General features: G+C 64.0%; 14 protein-coding genes and 1 pseudogene. 3 read left to right on the forward strand and 12 right to left on the reverse strand.

Annotated elements, in window-relative coordinates:
* The 6 genes from Y705_RS16840 to Y705_RS0102710 form a co-directional block, all read right to left on the reverse strand.
* On the reverse strand, positions 1-1,202 hold a 1,202-nt coding region (locus Y705_RS16840), incomplete at its 3' end, for an ATP-binding cassette domain-containing protein (RefSeq protein ID WP_081737727.1).
* Entirely contained in the window at positions 1,199-2,152 is a 954-nt protein-coding gene (locus tag Y705_RS0102690) for an ABC transporter permease (RefSeq protein WP_026531742.1), read from the reverse strand. The genes Y705_RS16840 and Y705_RS0102690, both read right to left, overlap by 4 nt.
* Positions 2,153-2,183: 31 nt before the next feature.
* A complete protein-coding gene (locus Y705_RS0102695) occupies positions 2,184-3,110 on the reverse strand; it encodes an ABC transporter permease (protein WP_026531743.1) in 927 nt (308 codons plus the stop codon).
* Between the two features lie 137 nt (positions 3,111-3,247).
* Positions 3,248-4,882 carry a peptide ABC transporter substrate-binding protein gene (locus Y705_RS0102700; RefSeq protein ID WP_026531744.1) on the reverse strand — a complete coding sequence of 545 codons (1,635 nt, stop codon included), beginning with the start codon at positions 4,880-4,882 and terminating at the stop codon, positions 3,248-3,250.
* Positions 4,883-5,199: 317 nt separating this feature from the next.
* Positions 5,200-6,996, reverse strand: a complete 1,797-nt coding sequence (locus tag Y705_RS0102705) for a BCCT family transporter (protein ID WP_026531745.1) — start codon at positions 6,994-6,996, stop codon at positions 5,200-5,202.
* A gap of 120 nt (positions 6,997-7,116) precedes the next feature.
* Positions 7,117-8,949 carry an ABC transporter ATP-binding protein gene (locus Y705_RS0102710; protein WP_026531746.1) on the reverse strand — a complete coding sequence of 611 codons (1,833 nt, stop codon included), beginning with the start codon at positions 8,947-8,949 and terminating at the stop codon, positions 7,117-7,119.
* A gap of 89 nt (positions 8,950-9,038) precedes the next feature.
* On the opposite strand from Y705_RS0102710, the gene Y705_RS0102715 reads away from it, so the two are divergent.
* Positions 9,039-9,662: a PH domain-containing protein gene (locus Y705_RS0102715; protein WP_026531747.1), complete on the forward strand. Its 624-nt coding sequence runs from the start codon at positions 9,039-9,041 to the stop codon at positions 9,660-9,662.
* Between the two features lie 35 nt (positions 9,663-9,697).
* Here the strand turns inward: Y705_RS0102715 and Y705_RS16845 are convergent, their stop codons facing one another.
* From Y705_RS16845 to Y705_RS0102730, 3 genes are all read right to left on the reverse strand, one after another.
* Positions 9,698-10,717, reverse strand: a complete 1,020-nt coding sequence (locus Y705_RS16845; protein WP_081737721.1) for an ABC transporter permease — start codon at positions 10,715-10,717, stop codon at positions 9,698-9,700.
* A complete protein-coding gene (locus Y705_RS0102725; protein WP_026531748.1) occupies positions 10,714-12,255 on the reverse strand; it encodes an ABC transporter permease in 1,542 nt (513 codons plus the stop codon). Before Y705_RS0102725 ends, Y705_RS16845 begins: the two co-directional genes overlap by 4 nt.
* A gap of 215 nt (positions 12,256-12,470) precedes the next feature.
* A complete protein-coding gene (locus Y705_RS0102730; RefSeq protein WP_026531749.1) occupies positions 12,471-14,264 on the reverse strand; it encodes an ABC transporter family substrate-binding protein in 1,794 nt (597 codons plus the stop codon).
* A 355-nt stretch (positions 14,265-14,619) separates the two neighbouring features.
* On the opposite strand from Y705_RS0102730, the gene Y705_RS16850 reads away from it, so the two are divergent.
* On the forward strand, positions 14,620-14,841 hold the full coding sequence (locus Y705_RS16850; RefSeq protein WP_049822173.1) for a helix-turn-helix domain-containing protein: 222 nt from the start codon (positions 14,620-14,622) through the stop codon (positions 14,839-14,841).
* A 332-nt stretch (positions 14,842-15,173) separates the two neighbouring features.
* Here the strand turns inward: Y705_RS16850 and ychF are convergent, their stop codons facing one another.
* Positions 15,174-16,259 (reverse strand): redox-regulated ATPase YchF, encoded by a 1,086-nt coding sequence (gene ychF / locus Y705_RS0102740; RefSeq protein ID WP_026531750.1) that lies wholly within the window; start codon positions 16,257-16,259, stop codon positions 15,174-15,176.
* A gap of 105 nt (positions 16,260-16,364) precedes the next feature.
* Here ychF and Y705_RS16855 point away from each other — a divergent pair, with 105 nt between their 5' ends.
* Entirely contained in the window at positions 16,365-17,663 is a 1,299-nt protein-coding gene (locus Y705_RS16855) for a DNA recombination protein RmuC (protein ID WP_049822174.1), read from the forward strand.
* A 1-nt stretch (position 17,664) separates the two neighbouring features.
* Here the strand turns inward: Y705_RS16855 and Y705_RS0102750 are convergent, their stop codons facing one another.
* Positions 17,665-18,762, reverse strand: coding sequence for a 4-hydroxy-3-methylbut-2-enyl diphosphate reductase (locus Y705_RS0102750; RefSeq protein WP_026531751.1), 1,098 nt, complete (start codon positions 18,760-18,762; stop codon positions 17,665-17,667).
* A gap of 61 nt (positions 18,763-18,823) precedes the next feature.
* Positions 18,824-19,255, reverse strand: a pseudogene (locus Y705_RS22095) (hypothetical protein); the annotation flags it as partial.

The raw sequence follows: 19,255 nt of genomic DNA on the forward strand, positions 1-19,255 counted from the left end.
GAGCCGTACGGGTCCTGGAAGATCGGCTGTACGCGCCGGCGGAAGTCGAACATCGCCTTCCGGTTCAGCGCGGTGAGGTCGACGCCGTCGAACTCGATGCTGCCCGAGGTGGCGGTCTCAAGCCCGAGGACCATCTTCGCCACTGTGGACTTGCCCGACCCCGACTCCCCCACAACGGCAGTGGTGGTCCCGCGGGCCACGGAGAAGGACACGTTGTCCACGGCCGTGAAGTCGGTGGACCGACCCCAGCTGCCGCGGATCTTGAAGACCTTCGTGAGGTCCTTGACCTCGATCACCTTATTCGTTGCATCCACTGCAGGTTCCGCCGCGAGGAGCTCCTCCGTCCGCACCCCCGACCGTTTCGCGGACTCGATCCGCCGCGAGGCGATGGAGGGAGCCGAAGCAACGAGCTTCTGCGTGTAGGGGTGCCGCGGATTGGTGAGCAGCTCCAGGGCCGGTCCGGCTTCGACCACCTGGCCCTTGTACATCACGATGACCTTGTGGGCGCGCTCGGCTGCGAGCCCGAGGTCGTGCGTGATGAGCAGGACGGCGGTGCCCAGCTCCTCGGTCATGGTGTCGAGGTGGTCGAGGATCTGCCGCTGCACCGTGACGTCCAGGGCCGACGTCGGCTCATCCGCGATGAGCAGGCGGGGCCTGCACGAGAGGCCGATGGCGATGAGCGCGCGCTGGCGCATGCCGCCGGAGAACTCGTGCGGGTACTGGTTGGCCCGGGCCTCGGCGTCGGGCAGGCCCGCTTCCGAGAGCACCTTCGCGACGTCCTGCGGAGAACTGGGAAGCCCGTTGGCGCGCAGGGTTTCCCGCACCTGGAAACCGATCTTCCAGACAGGGTTAAGGTTGGACATGGGGTCCTGGGGAACCATCCCGATGGAGGTGCCGCGCAGTTCGACGATGCGCTTCTCGGAGGCGGAGGTGATGTCCTCGCCGTCGAAGATGATGCTGCCGCTGGAGACCCGTCCATTGGAGGGCAGGAGTCCGATCGCCGCGAGCGCCGTCGTCGATTTTCCCGATCCGGACTCCCCGACGATCGCTACCGTCTCCCCGGGCATGACCGTCAGGTGCGCCTTCCGCACCGCCTGGACGTCGCCGTTCGCCGTCCCGAACGTGATGGCGAGGTCGCGCAGTTCGAGCAGCGGCTGGACGGCCGCCGCTGACTGCGTTGGATTTCCGATACTTGAGCTCATCGTTTGCGTGCCTTTGGATCGAGGGCGTCCCGCAGCGCGTCGCCGAGCATGATGAAGCTCAGGACGGTGATCGACAGGGCGAGGCCCGGCCAGAAGATCGCCGAGGGATTGCTGCGGAGGGATGACTTCGCCGAGAAGATGTCATTTCCCCAGGACATGACGTCGGGCGGGAGCCCGATGCCGAGGAAGGACAGCGTCGACTCGGCGACGATGAACGTTCCGAGCGAGATGGTCGCGATGACGATCACCGGGGCGAGAGCGTTCGGAATCACGTGCCTGACCAGCGCGGCCAGCGGCGAAATACCGAGCGAGCGGGCTGCCGTCACGAAGTCGGCATTGCGCACCTCGATGACGGCCGCCCGGGTGATGCGTGCCAGCTGCGGCCACCCGAAGGCCACGAGGATCAGCACCAGCGTCCACACGTTCCGGTTCTGCTGGAAGGCCGGGAGCTGCACGACGACGATCGCACCGAGGATCAGCGGCAGGGCGAAAAAGATGTCGCCGATGCGGGCGAGGATGGCATCCACCCAGCCGCCGAAGAACCCGGCGAGCGCACCGATCAGTCCGCCGATCACCACCACGCCCAGCGTCGCGAAGAGCCCGACCGTCAGGGAGGACTGGGTGCCATACACCACACGGGAAAGGATGTCACAGCCCTGCTGCGTGAAACCGAGCGGGTGGCCCGGAGCGGGACCGCCGTCGGAATTCTCCAGCAGGCAGTTCTCGTTCGGGGGCTCGTTGGTGAACAATCCGGGAAACAGGGCCACGAAGATCACGAGGAGGATGAGGAAGGCACTGATCAGGAACAACGGCTGCTTGCGTAGGTTGCGCCAGGCCTCGCCCCAGAGGCTTCGCGGTGCGGCGTCGGACACCGCACTGTCCGTCGCGCGCACCGGAGTTTCCTCGAGGTCGGCGACGAAGTGCTCGATCGGATAGGCGGAGGTCTTCATCCGGACCGCCGAAGGGTTGTCTGTCTCTAGCTCAGGCATATCGAATCCTTGGGTCAAGCCACGCGTACAGGAGGTCCACCAGCAGGTTGGCCAGGCAGAAGATCAGGATCAGGAACGTGACGATCGAAACGACCATCGGTCCGTCACCGTTGAGGACCGCCCGGTACAGGGTGAGGCCCACCCCGTTGACATTGAAGATGCCCTCGGTCACGATCGCGCCGCCCATCAGGGCTCCGAGGTCGGCTCCGAGGAACGTCACGACCGGGATCATCGAGTTGCGCAGCACATGCACCACGACCACGCGCTTGCGGCTCAGGCCCTTGGCCGTGGCCGTACGCACATAGTCGGCGCTGATGTTCTCGATGATGCTGGTCCGGGTCAGCCGCAGCACATAGGCGAAGGAGACAAGGCCGAGCACGACGGCGGGCAGCAGCAGTTCGGTGAAAGTCGGGTCACCACTCACCGTGGGGTCCGTCCAGCCGAGCTTGACGCCGATGAGGAACTGCATCAGGAACCCGAGCACGAAGATGGGCACGGCGATCACGATCAGCGACAGGACCAGGACCGAGGAATCGAAGAGTTTGCCCTTGCGCATGCCGGCGATCAGGCCGAAGGCGATGCCGAAGACGGCTTCGAAAGCCAGGGCCATCAGGGCGAGTTTCGCCGTCGTTGGGAAGACCTCCGCGATGATGACGGCGATCGGCCGTCCCGAAAAGTTGGTGCCGAGGTCGAACGTCAGCAGGCCCTTGAGATAGAGCAGGTACTGGATCCAGAACGGCTCGTCGAGGTTGTACTGCTCACGCAGTCCCGCGACGACGCCGGGTGTGCAGCCCCGCTCGCCGCAGATGGCTGCGGTCGCGTCACCAGGGAGGCTGAAGACGAGGAAATAGACGAGGAGGGTTGCTCCGAGGAAAACCGGGATCAGCTGCAGGAAGCGCCGGAAGATATACCAGGCCATCAGTGCGCACCTCCCGGAGTTCCAGACGTCCGGACGGGACGCTTGTGGGGGTAGCTCATGGGGTTTGGACCTTTTCGTTGCAGCACGGAGAAAGGGCCCGCCCGAGGAGAAGGCGAGCCCCTTCGAACCGTGGGTGGTTACTTGCCGGTGATGGCGTAGTACAGGGGAACGCCGTTCCAGCCGAAGTCCACGTTCTCGACGTCGGTGCTCCAGCCGCCCTGTGCAACCTGGTACCAGAGGGGAAGTGCGGGAAGGTCCTCGAGGAGCATCTCCTGCGCTTCGTTCATCGTCTCGTTGCCCGCTTCGACGGACTCAGCGGCGAGGCCTTCCGAGACCTTCGCGTCGAACTCCGGGTTCTCGTACACGGCATCGTTGGAGCCGGCACCCGTGGTGTAGATCGGGCCGAGGAAGTTGGCCAGGGACGGGTAGTCGGCCTGCCAGCCGGAGCGGAGCGCACCCGTGAGGGTCTGTTCCGTCGCCTCGGTCCGGACCTCCTTGAAGGTTGCATACGGCTTGCCGGACACCTCGATCCCGAGGTTGTTCTTGATGTTGTTCACGACAGCTTCGACCCAGGTCTTGTGATCGCCCTTGTCCGCGTTGTAGGCGATCGTCAGCGGCTCGGCAGTGTCGTAGGGCTCGAGTGCTTCGGCTTCGGCCCACAGTTCCTTGGCCTGCTCCGGGTTGTACTCGAGGTTCTCGCTGCCCGGCAGGTCTTCGGAGAAGCCGTCGAGCACTGGAGCCGTGAACTCCTTGGCAGGGGTGCGGCCCTTGTTGAAGATGACGTCGGTGATCTCTTCGCGGTTGATCGCCATGGACAGAGCCTGGCGCCGAAGCTTTCCGGCCTCCCCGTCCCAGTTCTCGAGGTAGTACGGGATGGCGATAGTTTGGTTGCCTGCGTACGGGGATTCGATCCAGCGGTCGCCGAGATCATTCTTGAAGTTCTTGATGTCGCTGGTGGGAATGGTCTTCAGAACATCGAGGTTGTCCGAGATCAGGTCCTGGTACGCCGTCGTGTCGTTCTGGTAGATCTTGAACGTCACGCCCGCGTTCTGGGCTTCCTGGGGGCCTTCGTACTCGTCGTTCGGCACGAGCTCGATCTGCTGGTTGTGCTGCCAGGCTCCCTCTGCCGCGAACTTGTAGGGGCCGTTGCCGACGGGGTTTTCGCCGAAGGTCGCCGGATCCGCAAGCGCACCCTCGGGCAGCGGGTAGAACGCGCTGTAGCCCAGGCGCAGCGGCCAGTCGGACTCGGGCTGCGACAGTGCAACGGTGAACGTCCGGTCATCGACGACCGTGAGTCCGCTCATGGTCTCCACCGTGGAGCCTTCGGCTGCGGCTTCGTCGTATCCTGCAATGCTTTCGAAGAAGTAGCTGCTCAGCTGTGCATTCTTGGCAGCTGCGCCGTAGTTCCACGCGTCGACGAAGGAGCTCGCCGTGACGGGGTCACCGTTGGTGAAGGTCTTGCCTTCCTTCAGCGTGATCGTGTAGTTCTGGGCATCCTCAGTCTCGATGGACTCCGCCATCTCGTTCTGCGGGGCACCTTCGGCGTCATAGCTCACGAGTCCTGCGAAGACCAGGTCGAGGATCGCTCCGCCACCCACCTCGTTGGTGCTGGTGGGGATCAGTGGATTCTGCGGCTCGGAACCGTCCACCACGATGACGGCGTCGGTGTTTTCGCCGGTTGCGGCTTCGTCGCTTCCGCCGCCACATGCACTCAGCGTGAAAGCAGCGATCGCTGCGACGCTGAGAATCTTGGAATTGCGCGCAAAACGCATTTCCGCCTCCTAGTTGTTGGGATTGCCGGCACGTGATGCGGCCGGCGAAGCTGAAACCGCTGATAGCGAGATCCAACTCACACGAGATCATATGCCCGAATAGATTGCCTTGATGAACATTCGGGGGCGACGGCTGGAGTCCGGCGGACGCCCCTTCGCCTCGTCCGGGGCTCGATCCGCGCCGTCGCGCGCTCCCGACCGGTACTCAGCCGGCACTATAACGGTTCCGTAACGGCATCCCGCACGCCACGAAAAAGGGAACCCCGGCGGAGTTCCCTTTTTCATCCCTACGATGGTTCAGCTGCCTCAGGAGCGCCTCAGGCGTCCGGCCGCCGGCGGGGCAGCAGCTTTCGCCGGCCGCCCGTTGAAGAGCCGTGCACGGCTCCAACCGATCCCTCCGTGTCGGAACCCTCATAGTCGGCAAGGTGCTCCTGGACCTGGCGCTCAACCTGCCCGGACACGTTTTCGCTCACCTGGTCGGTCACCCTGTCCGCCATAGCAGTCTGCGCCGCGAGTCGCTGCGCCCGCATCACCTGCTGGTGCTCCCGATGGAACGCGATCGCCGTCGCAATGCACATCAGCACCATGACCACACTGAAGGGCAGAGCAGTGAGGATAGCCGCGGTCTGGATGGAGGCCAGCCCGCTCTCCCCCACCAGCAGTAGCGCAATCGCGACAAGGGCCGCGAGCACCGCCCAGAAGGCACGGATCCAGTTCTTTGGATTCGGGTCGCCGCCGGTGGAGATCATGCTCATGACCAACGCACCCGAATCCGCTGATGTGATGAAGAAGATCGCGATGAGAATGATGGCGCCGAGGAGCAGCACCGACCCCCCGGGGAGGTCCGTCAGCAGGGCGAACAACGCGTTATTGGTGTCCACGGTGCCATCCTCGCCCACCAGGCCACCTGCGCCGAACAGTTCGCGGTAGAGCGCGGAACCGCCCAGGACCGAGAACCAGAGGAACGTCACGAACGTCGGAACCAGCAGCACTCCGGCGACGAACTCCCGAACGGTGCGCCCCTTCGAGATGCGGGCGATGAAGATGCCGACGAAGGGGGCCCACGAAATCCACCAGCCCCAGTAGAAGGTTGTCCATGCGGACTGCCACGCAACGCCCTCGGCCTCCGAGAAGGCGAGGGTGTTGAAAGTGAGTCCCACGACGTTCTGCAGGTAGTTACCCAGTGACTGCACGAATTCACGCAGCAGGAACAGGGTGGGGCCTGCGAAAAGGACGATCAGCAACAGCAATGCGGCCAGGACCAGGTTGATGTTGGACAACCACTTCATGCCCTTACCGATGCCCGAGATGACCGACACCAGAGTCAGGGCCGTGATGCAGACGATGAGTCCGATCTGAGTAGCCTGAGTGGCGGCCAGGATGTTCGCCGTATCGAGTCCGGCAGACATCTGCAGCACACCGAGGCCGAGCGAAGTCGCGACGCCGAAGAGCGTGCCGACCAGCGCCACGACGTCGATAGCGTCTCCCCAGCGGCCGCGTACACGATCGCCTAGGAGCGGTTCAAGCGCCCAGCGGATCGAAATGGGGCGGCCGCGCCGGTGCACGGCGTAGGCGATCGCCAGTCCGACGACGACGTAGATGCTCCAGGCGTGCAGTCCCCAATGGAGGAACGTCTGGGTGAGAGCCTGTTGGGCAAGCTCGATTCCGGTTCCCTCGACTCCGGGGCGTGGAGCCGCGAAGTGGTTGAGCGGTTCCGCCACTCCCCAGAATACGAGCCCGATTCCCATGCCTGCGGCAAAGAGGAGTGCGAACCAGGACATGAGGCTGAATTCAGGTTTGTCATCGTCTTTGCCGAGGCGGATGTCACCGAACCGGCTGAGGCCCATCCACAGGGCGAAGACGACGAAGAATGCCACGATGGCCACGTAGTACCAGCCGAAGGCCCCGATCACGTTCGCCTGGATGGACCCGAAGAGCGTCGACGCCTGCTCGGGAAGGATCAGGGCGTACGCAACGAAGACCACGATGAGGACGGCCGCCGGGATGAAGACCGGTTTAGCCAGCGTCGACCCGCGTCTTACCTGCCCCTCCTGGGAGGGTTTGCCTGGAGGTGATGGACTCTGGTTCGCCGGATTTCCGGTCTTGACGGACATTTTCTTGCTCCTCATTCAGTGGTCTGACGTGTGCGAGATCGCCCCCGGGCACTCTGAAAATGACGGAGGGGCCTTCCCAGCCTACAGACTAGGGAGTGGGGAAGCTCGTGAAATGGCTGATCAGTCCGAGGATGCGAGGAGTTTTGCCCTCAGCTCACGCCGTTCACGCTGCTTCTCCGGATCGGGTAGTGGTACCGCGGCCAGGAGCCTTTGGGTGTAGGGATTCTGGGGCCTGCGCAGGATCTGGTCACGGGTTCCCTGCTCAACGATCCTGCCGCGCTTCATGACGCAGATACGGTCGGCCAGCACGTCCACCACGGCAAGATCGTGCGTCACGAAGAGGCACGCGAATCCCAGCTCCCGCTGCAGGTTCTGGAACAGTTCGAGCACCCTCGCCTGGACCGAGACATCGAGGGCCGACGTCGGCTCATCCGCCACCATCAGCTTCGGCTTGAGCGAGAGAGCCCGGGCAATGCCGACGCGCTGCTTCTGGCCGCCGGACAGCTCGTGGGGGTAACGGTTCCGGTAGGACCGCGGCAGCTCCACCTGGTCGAGGAGCGTTTCGATCCGCTGCTGCAGTGCGGCGCCCTTCGCCTCCCCTGCAAGGAACATCGGTTCGCCGATGCTCTCGCCGATCGGCAGTCGCGGATTCAGGGACGACGCCGGGTCCTGGAACACCATGCCGACGTGCCGGCGGACGGCCGCGAGCTCCCGCGAGGTCGGTTTGAAACCGGAGATATCGGTTCCGACCACTTTGAGGGATCCCTCGGCGACGGGCAGCAGACCGACGGCGGCCCGGCCGATGGTGGTCTTGCCCGATCCCGATTCCCCCACGAGCCCGATGACCTGGCCCGGGTAGATCGCGAGGTTGGCGCCCTCTACCGCACGGAAGGCAGGAACCCTTCCCTGCTTCGGGTATTCGATGGCGACGTCGACGAGTTCGAGGACCGGATCCGCGGTGGTCCTTTCGAGGGAACCATGGTCGGCAAGGCCTGCCAGCACGTTCCGCTCACGGCGTTCCAGCTCGTCGGAGTCCACGCCGGTCAGTTCGGTGTGGGTGGCGGCGGCCAGTGCGGCATCGATGTCGACGTCGTCACCTTCTCCCCCGCCCTGGCCGAGGTGCGGAACCGCTGCCAGCAGGGCCCGCGTGTACTCGTGCTGGGGATTTCCGAAGATCTCCGCGACGGTTCCCGTCTCGACGATCTCGCCCCGTCGCATGACGGCGATCCGATCGGCGAGATCCGCCACCACTCCCATGTCATGGGTGATGAGCACGATCGCGCTGTTGAGCTTGCTGCGCAGGTTCCTCATGAGATCGAGGATTTCCGCCTGGACCGTTACATCGAGCGCGGTGGTCGGTTCATCGGCGATCAGGAGTTTCGGGTCGCAGGAGAGGGACTGCGCGATCATCGCCCGCTGCCGCTGACCGCCGGAGAGCTGGTGGGGGTAGGACTTGTAGGCTTTCTCGGCGTCCGGGAGTTCCACGAGCGCGAGCAGGCGCAGGGCCCGTTGCCTGGCTTCGTCCGGCGAGATCTCGTTGTGGAGCCGGAGTGTCTCGACAATCTGGAACCCCACCGTGTACACGGGATTCAGGGCGGTCATCGGCTCCTGGAAGATCACCGCGACGTCGTTGCCGCGGACCTGGCGCAGCTTGGCGGGCGGCAGGTCGAGAACCGACTTGCCGTTGAGCAGGACCTGCCCCGTCACGCGGCTGTTCGAGGGCAGCAGACCCAGCAGGGACATGGAGCTGGCGCTTTTCCCCGAACCCGACTCACCGACGATCGCAAGCACCTCGCCCGCGTCGACGTGATAGTTGAGGTTGAGCGCCGCCGGCACCCACTTCTTCTCCACGCCGAAATACACTGACAGGTCCCGGACCTCGAGGACCGGTCCCTGCCCGCTCGCAGGGACAACTCGTGAGTCGTCGGCACCGCCGATGAGATCCGGAGTCATGGTTTGCTTCCTTCCGCTGGGAGCCGGCCAGGGCGCACACGAACGGCATGCCGCGCCCGGCCGGCCCGAAATCCTGAAACTATAGGGCTATGAGCACACCCGACGCCGGCACCACGGTGTTCAAACCGCGGACCAGCAAATGGTTCACCCTTATTGCTTTCGTCCTGGTCGGGACGGGTCTGGTGTCGCTCGTGGTAACCGACGGCCCGGCAGGGCTGCTGGGGGCCTGGCCCCTGCTGACGGTCGCCTACGGAGCGTGGTGGCTGTTCTGGTACCCCACCGTCGTCGTGGACCGCACCGCTGTCACGCTGCGGAATCCGCTCGTGACGATCAGCGTTCCCTGGGCCGCACTCGTCCACGTGGACACGAAGTATGCCCTGAAGTTGGTCACTCCCAGACGGTCCTACTCCGCCTGGGCGGCACCCGCACCCGGAGTATGGGGAACGCACGCCGGCAAGGTGGAGCACCTGACCAACCTGCCGGCGTCCAGCTACGGCCCCGGGGCCTCGGTCCGGCCCGGCGACCTCAAACACACCGACTCCGGCTATGCGGCGTTCCTGGTGCGGTCCCGATGGGAGACGATGATCGAGAACGGCGAGCTCGACGTCGACCAGACGGATTCCGCGCGCGTCACCCGCCGGGTGAACTGGATCCTCCTTCTTCCGGCACTGGCCCTTCTCGCCGCAAGCTTCGGCGTACCGGGCACCGCCTGAGGCAGGGCAGTCCGAGGGATGGCCGTTCGACTGGCTCACGTTGCGGTTCCGGCCTTGCGTGCGTTGAACTTCTTCTGCCGCGGGTCGAAGGCGTCCCGGAGCCCGTCCCCGATGAAGTTGATGGTGAGGCAGATCAGCACGATGAACAGTCCCGGGAACCAGAACAGCCACGGCCGCGTCTGGAAGGCCTGCTCGTTCTGGCTGATGTTCAGTCCCAGTGACACATCGGGCGCCTGCACGCCGAACCCGATGTAGCTCAGGCCGGTCTCGAGGAGGATCGCGGCAGCCATCAGGAGGGTGGTGTTGACGATGATCACGCCCACCGCGTTCGGCAGGATGTGCTTGAAGATGATCCTCCGGTTCGAGGCGCCGGCGATTTTCGCAGCATCGACGAACTCGCGTTCGCGCAGGGACAGGAACTCTCCCCGCACCAGGCGGGCCATGCCTGTCCAGGCGATCAGCCCGAGGAAGATCCCGAGGAAGTACACGCGCACACCTTCGCCCAGTGATGCGCCGATGTTGCGTCCCAGGACCGCGGCGAGCACGATCAGGGGAATGATGATGATGATGTCGGTGAACCGCATGAGCACGGCCTCGGTCATGCCGCGGAAGTAGCCGGAGCACGCACCGATGACGACGCCGACGATCCCCGAAATGGCACCGATCAGGAACATGATGATGATCGAGTTCTGCGCCCCCCGCATGGTCATCGCGAAGTAGTCGCGCCCGATGGCGTCCTGCCCGAAGGGGTGGTCGCCCCAGTTGAAAATGTTGGTGAAGGTCGGCGCACCGCCGTTGACGACGGGCAGGAACTCCGTGTGGTTGTACTTCCACCAGCCCGGGATACCTGCGAAGCCGAGCGACGAGAAGGAGAGGATCAGGACGAGCGCAAAAACCACGAGGCTGATGATCGCCGCTGTGTTGTCGAAGAACCTCCTGCGGACGATCTGGCCCTGAGAGAGGCCCATCGGATCCGCTTCGGGTGCCGCCCCCTCCGCTATGGGCGAGGGCCCGGGCTCGTCACCCGGGGACTTCGAAGAGCGCTGAATGGTCATGCTTTCACCCTTACGCGTGGGTCGAGGAACGAGTAGGCGAGGTCGGCGATGAGGTTGAAGACTAGGGCGAGGATGCCGACGACGAGGAAGAATCCCATGATGGGATTCGGATCGGTCCGCGCCAGCGCCGAGATGAAGAGCTGGCCCATGCCGGCGAAGGCGAACACCTGCTCGGTGATGACAGCGCCGCCGATCAGCGCACCGATGTCGAAGGCGACCAGCGTGGCGAGCGGGATCAGTGCGTTCCGGAACGCATGCCTCATGACGACCGTCCGCTCCGACAGGCCTTTCGCCCGTGCCGTACGGATGTAGTCCATGCTCATGATCTCGAGCATGGAGGCGCGGGAGTACCTGCTGTAGCTCGCCAGCGACGCCAGCAGCAGTGCGAGGGTCGGCAGTAGGAGGTGGGTAAAGGAATCGAGGCCTGAAATCCAGAAATCACCCTCAAGACCCGGAGTCGATGCTCCGATCGTGGCGATGGGCCTGCCTCGGACGCGGGAGTTCCCGGTGTACAGCGGCCAGGTGACCATGAACCGGTCGAGGACGATCAGCCCCCCCATGAGGAGCCCGGTGAGCGCGGCGGAGCGCATGCTCTGGCCGCGGTCGTACCCGCCCATGACGTACCCGACCACGAGGCCGACCAGCACGGTGATCGCGGCGAGGAGGATGATCAGCCAGATGGTGGCGCCGGCGAGCATGGGGTTCACCACGTAGTAGGCCACCAGGCCGAGGGCCACCATGATCAGGGCGGAACCGAGCGCACGGCGGTTCTTCAGACCTGCACTGAGTAGCGTCACCCCGTAGGCTACGGCCACTCCTGAGATGAGGATGACGATGGGACCGAGGCCCGGCTCCACGAACCATCCGACGGCGTCGAGCACGGCCAGGAGGCCGCCCGCGAGGACCGCACCCAGCACGAACGCGATAGATTTTCGTTTGATGGAGCCACCGGCGAAGACCGCCCAGATGATGCCGCTGGCAAGGGCGACCACCAGGAGCGTGGTGAGAGGTATCTCAGGGTTCGCCAGGAAGTTGTTGAAGCCGATGGCACCGAATTCCTTGAGGAGTACCGCCAGCCAGAAGATCGGCAGGGAGAAGAAGAGGAATGCCATGAACGTGACACCATAGTCCAGCCCGCTGTACTGGCGCAGGGCGGTGATGATTCCGAGCGAGACGCCGATGATGATGGCAAGGACAGTGGCCGTGGTGACAAGCAGGATCGTGTTGCCCATGGCGCGGGCGAGGGCATCGACCACGGCCTCCCCCTGGATGCTCTGTCCGAGGTCGCAGGAGCCGGTGAACGGGACCACGCACTTGAGCGCGCCCGTCAGCCAGCCGAAATAGCGCAGCGGCGCCGGAGTGTTGAGATCGAGCAGTTCGGTGCGCGCCTGGATGAGCTGGTCACGGTTGGGGGCACTGCTCGCACGAAGGTCAGCAAGGGGATCCCCGGACGCCGCTGTCAGGAGGTAGACGAGGAACGATGCCCCGAACAGGATCAGGACGGCAGTCACCAGCCGCCGCACTATGTAAGTGACCATATTTTCATTGCCTCAAAGTAGGTTCCCTTGGGAGTCAGCGTCCCACCGCGTCAGTGTAATGCAGGTCACCGGGGGGTGGAATTCGGCCCTTCCCAATTCCTCGATACTCCCTGGTCGAACTCGCCCGGCAGGGTGGTACACGCCGGAAGGCGCCGGAACCAGTGACTACTGGGTCCGGCGCCTTCCATTTCAATCAACCTGCTTCTGATTCTTGCTTACTGGGCCAGTTCCCACTCCCAGAAGTTCCACCAGATACCGGTCTGGTTCGGCATATATGCCGGTCCGGTGATCGTGTCGCTGTGTGCGTTGATCCCTGGCAGCTGGAACAGTGGCAGCCCGTAGTTGGTGTCCCAGATCAGCTTGTCGATCTCGATCTGGAGTTGCTTCTGTTCCTCCGGGTCGGTTTCGACGATCAGCTGGTCCATGAGTGCATCGGCTTCGGCGTTGGAGAACCCGTTGAAGTTCGAACCCTGACCGGATTTGAAGATCTGTGGAACACCCGAGACACCGACGCCGGAGCTGATCCAGCCGAAGATCGTTGCGTCATAGGTACCGCTACCAAGCGCTGAAGCCCAGTCGGAGGCTCCGAGGCCTCCGTCCACGACGTTGAAGCCCGCCTGCGATGCGGACTCCGCAATCAGGGTGTACGCATCGAGACGGTTCGGGTTGTCCCGGTTGTACATGATGCGAACCTCGGGAGTGGCTCCGGCGAGTAGTTCCCGTGCGCCCTCGATGTCGGCCTCTGCGTACTCCTCCGAGCCGTTATTCTCGGCCGCTTGCTCATACCCTTCCTGGTCGGACAGGAAGAGCTGCGAGTCGAGCGGCGCAGCGTCAGGGTTGAGCTTCTTGATGATCGAGTCAACGATCTGCTGGCGGGGAACCGTCTTCATGAACGCCTCGCGCACGCTCTCCTCAGCGAACACGCCGTCGTAGTTGAGGTCGAGGTGATCGTAGGACAGTTCGTTGCCGCGAAGCACTTCGACACCCTCGAGCGCCTCGAGCTGCTCCGCAGTGTCTGCTGAAGCCTGGGGCGCGATGATGTCGACCTCGCCGTTCTGCAGTGCCTGGATCTGTGCCGGCGCCTCACCGATATAGCGGACGGTGATTTCGTCCACCTTCGGTTGAGGACCCCAGTCGTAATCTTCGTTCCGGATCAGGGTCATGCTCTGGTCCGGGGTCATCGCCGATACGATGTAGGGGCCGTTCGACAGGTACAACGCAGGGTCCGTCGGCAGGGACTTTGTGTCGAAGCCGGTGTTCCAGAAGTCTGCGACTGCCTGCATCTCGGCGCGTTCCTCGGGAGCCGCGGGGTCACCCTCGGGAGCGGTCTGGATGAGTTCGATCAGCGCGTCCTCGTCAGCCAGACCGGCATTCGTCGCGACAACATGAGCCGGCATACCGATGCCGCCCTCGGTCATCGTGCCGAATGCTACTTCGTAGTCGGCATATGGCTCAGCGTATTCAAGGGTGATCGATCGACCGTCATCACCGATTTCGGGAACATCGGTGAGGCCGAGGCCGCTGGTGTCCCCGTCGAAGTTGAAGTAGGTGGTACCGGAGGTGACCTCACCTGCGTCGTCGGTCGTGGCGTCATCGAAGTGCCCTGAGCCCGCGGCCCAGGCCAGGAGCATGTCACCGGCGTCAACTGCTTCGCCGTCGGACCAGCTGACCCCCTCGTTCACCGTGTACTTGACACTCAGCGGGTCCTCGGAGAGGACCTCCAGGGTTCCGAAGTCTTCGTTCGGCACCACTTCAAGGTCATTGTTGATGTAGTTGAAGCCGGAATGTGTCAGGTAGGCGATGTTGCCATTGATGTCGACATTGCCCTCCGCCGTTCCCGAGTTGAATGAACTGAATGCGTTCACCTCGACCACGCGAACTTCTCCGCCGGTCGCTTCTGCCTCGTCGCCCTCGGTAGTTTCAGTACCGGTGTTGGCAGCGCAGGCGCTCAGTGCGAGTGCTGCGACAGCAGCAACCCCCACAGCTTTGGAAGTACGTCCGAAACGCATTCCGCCTCCTATTTCTTGGTGTGGAACCAGCTTCACTTCATGACGTGTTACATGACAGTGGACACGCACTTCAATGAAGTGGCGTGCCTCACATGAGCAGAATCCTAACTGTGCGGTGTTACTGGAAGGTAACGAATGGCGAAGGCGGCAGGTGTTGTTATCGAAAAGCAACCAAGAGATGTCGTCGGCACGGGCCCCTGCAATCCGGATTGGTCCACTGTGAGCAGGAACACGGAATGATGATAAGCACGCTTGCTATTCGATAGGATAGGAGCTGGAATGCTCGCTTGATCGCGCGCATTCCAGCTCCAAATCCTATGAAGCCCTCAGGCGAGGGTCTGCGATTGAAGATCGGATGGTTGAAATGCCGGATACTGAACTGCCGAGGGATCTCCTGACCGTCGCGGAGGTGGCCGAGGTGATGCGGGTGTCGAAAATGACCGTCTACCGACTGGTGCAGTCCGGCACGCTCGAGGGAATCCGCTTCGGCCGCTCGTACCGCGTGAGCGAGAGTGCGGTGCAGCAGTACCTGTCGGCATTCAATCCCCAGTACGGCGCAGGCAGGAAGGCCGGCTGACGGCGGACGGCTGAACTATTTGCATGGGCGATCAAAATGCAGATAGCACCCTCGCGTGACGACGTTGCCGAGGGGCTTCTCATCTCGATCCACGGCTTATGAAGAACACAGGCGCCAGTGCTGCGGGGAGCTGGCCGAGACCGTATTCTGTGATAGCTGCGTGAGTCCTACACCTCCCGAAGCGGAGGTGCAGGACATTCACGATCGCCGGAGTTTACGCAACGCCGCCCTTCGGGGCCGGAGGCAGCGAAGGCGCCCTGCCCGATTTCTTCAGCACAACCGACGAACTTTCGCGTAGCAGCGGTCGGGGCACGGAAGCCCGAACCGTCCAACTAGACGTTGAACCGGAACTCCACCACGTCGCCGTCGGACATCACGTATTCCTTGCCTTCGATGCGCACCTTGCCGCGAGACTTGGCTTCACCCATGGTCCGCGCCTCCATAAGGTCCTGAAAGTGGACAACCTCGGCCTTGATGAATCCGCGCTGGAAGTCGGAGTGGATGACCCCTGCGGCCTCCGGCGCGGTGGCACCCTTCTTGATCGTCCACGCGCGGGTTTCCTTAGGGCCTGCGGTGAGGTAGGTCTGCAGTCCGAGGGTGTGGAAGCCGACGCGCGCCAGCTGATCCAGCCCCGATTCCTCCTGGCCGTTCATTTCGAGCATCTCGCGGGCCTCGGCCTCGTCAAGTTCCACGAGGTCGGCCTCGAGCTTGGCGTCGAGGAAGATGGAGTCGGCGGGGGCGACGAGGGCACGCAGCTCCTCCTGGCGCTCCGGGTTCCCGAGGACGGCGTCGTCGACGTTGAACACATAGATGAAGGGCTTCGCGGTGAGCAGGCTCAGCTCGCGCAGGTGCTCCATTTCCAGCTTGTCGCTCCTCACCGAGGAGAAGATGGTGTCGCCGCGTTCCAGAACGGCCTGGGCCGCCTGCATCGCGGTGAGCTGCGCGGCCTCGCGCTTCTTGATCTTGACTTCCTTCTCGACGCGCGGGATCGCCTTCTCAAGGGTCTGCAGGTCAGCCAGGATCAACTCGGTGTTGATGGTCTCCATGTCGGACCGGGGGTCGACCTTGCCGTCCACGTGGATCACATCGGGGTCGTCGAACACGCGGATGACCTGGGCGATGGCCTCGGCCTCACGGATGTTCGCGAGGAACTGGTTGCCGAGGCCCTCGCCCTCCGAGGCGCCCTTGACGATTCCTGCGATGTCCACGAAGGAAACGGTCGCCGGCAGGATCTGCTTGGACCCGAAGACCTCGGCGAGCTGCGCGAGACGTGGATCGGGGAGGCTGACCATGCCGACGTTCGGTTCGATGGTGGCGAACGGATAGTTCGCGGCGAGAACGTTGTTGCGGGTCAGCGCATTGAAAAGAGTTGATTTGCCGACGTTGGGCAGGCCGACGATGCCGATAGTAAGAGCCACGGGAATACAGTCTACCGGGCCGGGGAGTACGTGCCGGGTGGGCCCCTTGCGCCTCCACCGGAGCGGCTTGGCAGAAATGTCACAGCGTGCTGGGACAGTGGAGTCATGGATGGTTTCGCGGTTGTTCTGGTTCTCCTTGCGTTCGTGCTGGGCTGTGTGGGAGGAGGGATCGTCGTCGCCCTGCTGCTGCGCAGGCATGCCGAGGCGCTGAAGAGAGAGCTCGACGACGCCGTCGGTCGCGTGGGGAGCGCCACGTCGGCCCTCGCCGCTGCCACCGCGGAACGGGATCTGCTGGTACGCCATAACCGCGAACTGTCGGGGCGCTCCTCGGAGGAGACGGAGGTCCTGAGGGCCCTTGCCCCGGTGGCGGAGAAACTCACGCAGGTCCAGCGGCAGGTGGGACTGCTGGAGCGTGACCGCGTCGAACAGTACGGACAGCTGGCCAGGCAGTTGCAGGAGGCACGCGAGGCCGATGCGCGCCTGCTGACCACCACGCATTCGCTGGCGGCAGCCCTGCGAAGCAACAGCGCCCGGGGGCAGTGGGGCGAGGTCCAGTTGCGCCGTGTGGTCGAGGCCGCAGGAATGCTGGACCGCGTGGATTTCCTCGAACAGGCGTCATTCCCCACAGGTCATGGAGGGCTGCACGCTGTTGACGGTCCTGCGGCCCTCGCCCGGCCCGACATGGTGGTGAAGCTTCCGGGAGACAAGCAACTGGTCATCGACGCGAAGGTTCCGCTCTCGGCGTTCCTCCGCGCGCAGGAACTCCCGGGCGGCAGCGAGTCCCCGTCCGAGGCCTCCGAGGCCTCCGAGCGGAACGACCTGCTGAAGCAGCACGCCAAGGCGCTGCGCGCGCATGTCGACGCACTCGCGAAGAAGAAGTACTGGGAAGGCACCAGTAACTCCCCCGAGCTGGTCATCTGCTTCATCCCGGTGGAGTCGGTGTTGTCGGCGGCGCTCCGCGCCGACCCGGAGCTGCTGGACTATGCCTTCAGCCGTAATGTGGCGCTTGCCTCGCCGGTCTCCCTCCTCGGCATCCTCAAGGGCGCCGCGTTCAGCTGGCGGCAGGATGTGCTGACGGAGAACGCCCGGGAACTCTTCGATCTCTCACGCCAGCTCTATGAGCGGCTGGGGACCATGGGGAACCATGTGGCACGCCTGGGAGCGTCCCTCAAGACGTCGGTGGAGAAGTACAACTCGTTCGTCGGCACCCTGGAGGCACGGGTCCTTCCCACCGCACGGCGCATCGGTGCCTTCGACGCGGCATCCCTCGCGTCGGCGCAAAACGACGGACTCGGCGGGGCCGCGGTCCTCGAGGCGACGCCGCGTGCGTTGAGTGCGCCGGAACTCGTGGACAACCTGGGCGATCCTGGTGAAGCGGCGGAAAGGCAGTACGGAACAGCCTGAGCTAGTTGAGGCTGCCCTGCCCGTTGCGCTTGAGGTTCCCTCCACGGTTCGACGAGGTGTCCCCCATCGCCTTCAGCGCCGAACGGATTTCCTTCGGCAGCGAGAAGATGATGTCTTCCTGAGCAGTGACCACTTCCTCGACGTCGCCGTAGCCGTAGTCGGCGAGGAGCCGCAGGACATCCTGCACCAGGTTCTCCGGCACCGACGCGCCCGACGACACGCCGATGGTCGAGACGCCCTCGAACCAGGATTCATCCACCTCGTTGGCGAAGTCGACGCGGTAGGACGCCTTCGCCCCGTACTCGAGCGCAACTTCCACAAGACGGACCGAATTCGATGAGTTGGCAGACCCCACGACGATCACGAGGTCCGACCCGGGTGCTATCTTCTTGATGGCCGCCTGGCGGTTCGAGGTTGCATAGCAGATGTCGTCGCTCGGTGGATCCTGGAGTGTCGGGAAACGCTCCTTGAGCAGATTTACGGTGAGCATGGTCTCGTCGACGCTCAGCGTGGTCTGGGACAGCCAGATGAGACGTTCCGGATCGCGGACCTGGACCTTGTCGACGTCCTCGGGGCCGTTGACGATCTGGATGTGCTCAGGCGCCTCCCCCGCGGTTCCCTCGACCTCCTCATGGCCCTCGTGGCCGATGAGGAGAATATCGAAATCATCCCGGGCGAAACGCTGCGCCTCGCGGTGGACCTTGGTCACCAGCGGGCAGGTGGCATCGATCGTGCGCAGCCCGCGATCCTCTGCTGACTGCACGACGGCGGGAGAGACCCCGTGCGCGGAGAACACCACGAGCGCTCCCTCGGGAACCTCGTCGGTCTCATCGACGAAGATGGCGCCCTTGGCTTCGAGTGTCGAGACCACATGCAGGTTGTGGACGATCTGCTTGCGCACATACACGGGAGGGCCGTAGTGCTCGATCGCCTTTTCCACTGCAATGACTGCACGGTCGACACCCGCGCAGTAACCCCGTGGTGCGGCAAGGAGGACCCGCCGGTTACCTTCAACGGGCGACGCGGCCTGCACTTCCTCGGGTGAACGGCGACGCCGTGGAATGGTGGGCATGGGGACCTGAACTGCAGTGCTGGTCATGGTTCAATGCTAGCGGTTCGCTGCAGGCCACGGCCCGCCCCTGCCCGTTCTTCGCGCAGGGCTAACTCCGCACACGCCGTTCGAGCGTGAGCCGTGCCGCCACACCGAGCACCGCTGCAATGCCGCCCGCCACGATGACCGGTAGTGAGGAGGCAGCGAGGTTGAGCGCAATCCTGCCGGCCAACCCTTCGGCAAAGACCTGCGCAACGGCACTTGACCCTGCCGCTGCCACTGCCGCCTCCGGCACCAGACCGGCCACCACCCATCCTGCGAGGCCGATCAGCGCAACGCCGCACCCCAGAAGAGCGAGCGTGGTGCCCCGACGTCGCGCGATCAGCAGCGACAGCAGGGCACAGATCCCGGCTCCTCCGGCGATCAGCGACCAGTTCCCCGTCAGATCCGCAACTGCCGAAACGAGTCCTCCACGCTCGAACGATCCGATGTCCACTGTGGTGTCCGGTGGAACCGGCACGTCGATGCCGAGGCTCGAGCC

Origin of the sequence: Arthrobacter sp. H41 (assembly GCF_000520535.1) — a bacterium.
Lineage (GTDB): Bacteria > Actinomycetota > Actinomycetes > Actinomycetales > Micrococcaceae > Arthrobacter_D.